Source organism: Clostridiaceae bacterium (genome assembly GCA_012840395.1).
In the GTDB taxonomy this organism is placed as follows: Bacteria; Bacillota; Clostridia; order Acetivibrionales; family DULL01; genus DULL01.
Genome location: DULL01000116.1, coordinates 1 through 4792, shown reverse-complemented (window position 1 = coordinate 4792; position 4792 = coordinate 1). Strand labels below are relative to the sequence as shown.

Annotated in this window: 4 protein-coding genes; 2 read left to right on the top strand and 2 right to left on the bottom strand. The window is 36.1% G+C overall.

The window, feature by feature from the left end:
* Positions 1–597: 597 nt before the first annotated feature.
* Together GXX20_12670 and GXX20_12665 are read right to left on the bottom strand one after the other, a co-directional pair.
* Positions 598–1830 (bottom strand): IS110 family transposase, encoded by a 1233-nt coding sequence (locus tag GXX20_12670; GenBank protein ID HHW32501.1) that lies wholly within the window; start codon positions 1828–1830, stop codon positions 598–600.
* Positions 1823–2140 (bottom strand): hypothetical protein, encoded by a 318-nt coding sequence (locus tag GXX20_12665; protein HHW32500.1) that lies wholly within the window; start codon positions 2138–2140, stop codon positions 1823–1825. The genes GXX20_12670 and GXX20_12665 overlap by 8 nt, the downstream gene beginning before the upstream one ends.
* A 192-nt stretch (positions 2141–2332) precedes the next feature.
* Between GXX20_12665 and GXX20_12660 the strand changes: the two genes are divergently transcribed.
* Entirely contained in the window at positions 2333–3619 is a 1287-nt protein-coding gene (locus GXX20_12660) for an IS110 family transposase (GenBank protein HHW32499.1), read from the top strand.
* A 504-nt stretch (positions 3620–4123) separates the two neighbouring features.
* Entirely contained in the window at positions 4124–4654 is a 531-nt protein-coding gene (locus GXX20_12655; GenBank protein ID HHW32498.1) for a hypothetical protein, read from the top strand.
* Positions 4655–4792 lie beyond the last annotated feature (138 nt).

Below are 4792 nucleotides of genomic sequence, written 5' to 3'. Positions count from 1 at the left end.
TGATACTGAAACCTGCATAGCTGCATATGAATATTCGGAACTTTCAATATTTAGTGTCATAAAGGTACTGTCCGGAGAGCCTGCTTATGGCAGACTGCCAGTAAATATCCGGTTGTGAAAAAATACAAACGGAAGGAATAAATACTGTTATGAGTATATTTGAATCCATAATGCTGATTTGTTTTGGGGGCATCTTGGCCGTTTTCGATCTACAAAACATACAAATCGCGTAAAAACCCCGGTAAAAGCAAAGTATTTTTGTTTGTTATCCTTACAGGATAAATTGTAGGCATTTTGCACAAAATCATCTACAGTTATGATGCAGTTATTTTTCTTTACATTTAAACAGCATTATTGTAGTAACAGATATAGTGTTATTCTATATGGACCTGAGAGAAAACAAGGTTCGATAAAAGTAATGGATATGTATCGTCATATTATAAAGGGAGTCCAGTGGTAAAAAGTCAAGAGGTGATTGGAAAAAATTTTTGAAAATTTAATAGTTTTTAAGGGGTTTTTGAGACAAAAAGGCCATCCTCAGTAGACTTACCAAATTTAATTTGCAAAATTGGTAAGTTGTGGAACACCAATTGGAAATTACTCTCCTTTTGGCGGCGTATAAAGCCGGTTGCTATGTAGCAGTGCATAGACAAGCCGGACAAATTTCCTGGCAGTCAAGGCAAGTGCACGTTTGTGTGGTGTTTTTGGGGTTCTGGCATACTTTAACTCATAAAAGCGCTTAAACTCGGGATCATGCACTCTCACCTTGTTAGCGGCTTCTAAGAGGTAGTATTTAAGGTATCTATTGCCGGAACGTATCATATGAGTGTTCTCAGCTTTAAACTGGCCCGATTGATGTTCGGACCATGCCAAACCCGCAAATTTAGCTAATGCAGCATGGTTTGGGAAACGTTTAATATCACCGATTTCAGCTACTATACCAGCTGCATACACAGGCCCCACACCCTTTATTGACTGTAATGTGTTAGGTATAAGGGCAAACTGTGTTTCAATAGCCTTGTCAAGCGTTTCAAGCTGCTTTTTTAAAGCTTTAATGGCTACCAGCGATACAGCAAGCACTTGATTTACAGAATCATTAACTGTTTTGGGCAGCCTGTAAGAACTTCTGGCAGCTTTCTTGATGGTTTCAGCCAGTTCATGAGGATCGGCAAAATGGCCTTTAGATTTCTTGTTAAGGAATTCAGCCAGTTTGTCTACATCCATATAAGCAATATCATCAACGGAAAAGAAATCCTCAATTATGGCTATAGATGTAGCCCCAAACTTATCAGAGAATATGTCTTCCTGAGCAAGGGCACTGAACTTCAAAAACAGGTTGCTTAAGAACCGGTTCTTTTCCCGGGTTAAGTTTTTGGCCACATGGTAGCGCTCACGGGTAAGCTTTTGCAGGGCATCAAACTTTTCGTCCATGCAAACCTCCTTTGTAATACGCCCAAAACGGAGATTGTCAGCAATAACCCAAGCATCTACCCAGTCATTCTTTGGCAGTTCAGGATAAGCCTTTTTGAAGTTTGCAACCTGTTTGGGGTTAAGAACATGAATCCTTGGATTGAGAGCCTTAATTGATGGTTCTTGCCTTAAGAAGTAGACAAGAGGATGACCATAGACTGAAGTGGCTTCCAAACCAATTACAAGGGAATCGAATTTGTTCTTACCCATGACCCCGGTAATTTTTTCAGAGAGGGATTTAGCACCGGGATGATTATTGGGGACAGAAAACCTTGTAATTTCAGCACCATCTGAATGGAGCAGCTGAACTTTATTATCCTTGCAACTTACATCAATGCCAACAAATAAAGGACTAGGCAAAGCAAACACCTCCTTTCAGAGCAAAGAGTATGAAAGCCATTGATTTAACCAATGCCCAGGTGCCTGATGCATCAACACCCTCGCCATAAGAATCCGCCCTGGAAACCAACTGTGCATGAATCTCCCGACTGCCATAAAGGAGAAAGAGGAAGCCAGGTAAACAACCAGTGGTTCGAAGATAACACCAGGCCAGGGGAACAGACTCCCTAAGAAGTAACCACATGGGTTCAACAAGGTGAAACAAAACTATCCTCAATGGCTGATACCATTGTACCATGAGCATTAAAAATATTAAATTGCCAATGTTCATGAAAATTTCCAGTGAGTTTTTGGAAATAAAGGTCGAATCATTAGGGTTTGTAACTGGAAATTTCTTAACTTAAACCCTCCAAAAACTATTATACGAGCATTCCTGTAATGATTTAAATCAGCTTTGAAATAAATACCACCGCCTGATATGATTTAAGTATCAAGAATAACTATATAAAAACCAGGAGGCGGTATTATGAAAGATAAAATTTTACGGATTACTACAACAACCATGATAGTAGGAATTGACGTAGCTAAGGAAGAGCATTGGTGCAGAATTACTGATTGTAGAGGTATAGACCTCATAAAGCCCTTCAAGATTAATAATAGCATAAATGGTTTTGAATGTCTAATAAAAAATATAGTTGAAAGTAAAGAAAAAAACCATTTAGAGGAAGTGGTTGCAGGAATGGAACCCTCAGGACACTACTGGAAAGCATTAGCTTGGTTTTTGAAGTTAAATGAAAATGTTGATGAGTTAGTAGGTGTAAACCCATATCATGTAAAGCAGAGCAAGGAGCTTGATGATAATTCTCCAACAAAGAGTGATAAGAAAGATGCTCTTACAATTGCAAGGCTGATACGAGATGGTAGATTTTATGATATATATCTTCCGGAGGGTGTTTATGCAGAACTAAGAGTACTTACAAATACAAGAAGTCAATATATAAAAAAAGTAAAGTGTGCAAAATGTGCACTAATTGCAGTACTAGACGAATATTTCCCTGAATATGAAAAAATATTTAAGAATCTATTAGGAAATACGTCAGTATACTTGTTGAAACACTATCCATTTCCTAAGGACATAATTGATTTAGGATTGGAAGAACTTGCAAAAGAAATATACAAGGCATCAAATGGAAAGGAAGGCATTAAACGTGCTAAAACACTGTATAAAGCCGCATTAAGCTCTGTGGGAGTGCGTGAAGGGAGTGAAAGTGCAAAATTTAAAATAGAGTGTCTACTAGATGAAATAGAATTTATGCAAGAAAAACTTGAGAGGATAGAAAAATTATTAGAAAAAAAGATGGCTGAAACTGAACTAAATGATTATTTTCAGAGCATGAAAGGTATTGGACCAATTATATCCGCAGTATTTATAGGTGAGATTGGAAATGTGTCACGTTTTGATAATTGGAAACAAGTAAGAAAGCTGGCAGGTCTTAACCTGGCGGAACAGAGTTCGGGAAAGCACAAAGGAAAAACAAAGATTACTAAAAGAGGTCGCCCAATGCTGCGAAGTATTCTATACATGGCTGGAGTTTCTACAGTAAACCATAACCCTGAAATGCGGCAGTTATACTATTACTTACTAAACAGACCAAAAAACCGGTTAACAAAAAATCAGGCATTGATAGCAGTAGGTTTAAAGGTAATGAGAATAATGTTTCATCTGGCAAAAAGTAAAGAGTATTATGATCCACAAAAAGCATTGGGAGAAATACGTTTAAAACAGATTCAAGAGCTTATAGTAGCATAGGTGTATGTTAGTTTATAAAGAGCTAGTAGAGATAAAAAACAAAATGTATGTAAAGGATTTGTTGGAAAAGATAGTTTTTAAAAAAGCTCCACGGTACTGACTAATTACTTGTTATATTATTAATATTTATTATAACAAAATAAGTTTTTAGGTGAGGAAGGCAAAGCATCACCATAAGGGCTTAGACCCAGTATACGAGTAAAAGTGCCTCACTTATCCTTAAAGATAGCACGAAGGAATGTCAGGACACATTATTGATAGAGATGTGATCCAGGGAGACATAAGAGGGTAAATCTAAGGATAATTAAAGTGAGTGACCCACCTAAAACTTTCATAGCAGAAAAGGTAAAAAAAGTAAAATTATTGTTTACTTTTATTTAGTGTACAATAGTAATACAAAAATATTGAAATTTTTCAATAAAAAAGAATAAATTAAGGTAATTTTAGCTCTATCATTTTCTGTTAACTAGACGATAATTATAGAAATTTTATGAAAAACTGAGAATGAGGAAGCTAATTAATAAAATATTGAAAGAGGTGACTGCCATAAAAGCGCTAAAAAGAAAGCTTATGCCTCATAATAGAATTTGTTGTGGAGAGTATAGAAAAAGCCAGATTTTGTTTCTTATAGATGCGGCTTTTATAAATGCGGCTTATGTATTGACAAGTGGAGTGTTTTTATCGGGTTTTGTTATCCATCTCAAAGGCTCGGATTTTATAGTAGCCTTATTAAATAATTCAGTTATTTGGGCTTCCATCCTTACTGTGTTTTCTTTTCTCATATTTGAGAGGATCAGGGCACGTAAAAAGCTCCTTATTTCATCAAATATTGTATCAAGGTTTTTATCCAGTGCCATAGTTTTTCTGCCTTTAATATTCAATGATGAAAAATTAATCATTGTATTATTGACTATAATGGTGATAACTGCCAATTTTTTATGGGGGTTTTACCAGGTTGGTTGGATGATCTGGTACATGAGGTGGTACCCCAGCGGAAAAAGAATGATTATATATATTTCAGGATGTTTATTGTAAGAATTGCTTTTACAATCTCCACAATAATAATGGGTTATGTACTGGATTTCTACAAAAAAACCTATACCGGGTTTCTTATAGCCTTTATTACTTCCTTAATACTTTCGACAGTAGATGTTATTATACTGTTATTTGTTG

What these genes read in the sequence shown, in the direction of transcription:
- GXX20_12665 (HHW32500.1), bottom strand. Translation starts at nt 2,140, where the DNA reads ATGAACATTGGCAATTTAATATTTTTAATGCTCATGGTACAATGGTAT.
- GXX20_12655 (HHW32498.1), top strand. Translation starts at nt 4,124, where the DNA reads ATGAGGAAGCTAATTAATAAAATATTGAAAGAGGTGACTGCCATAAAA.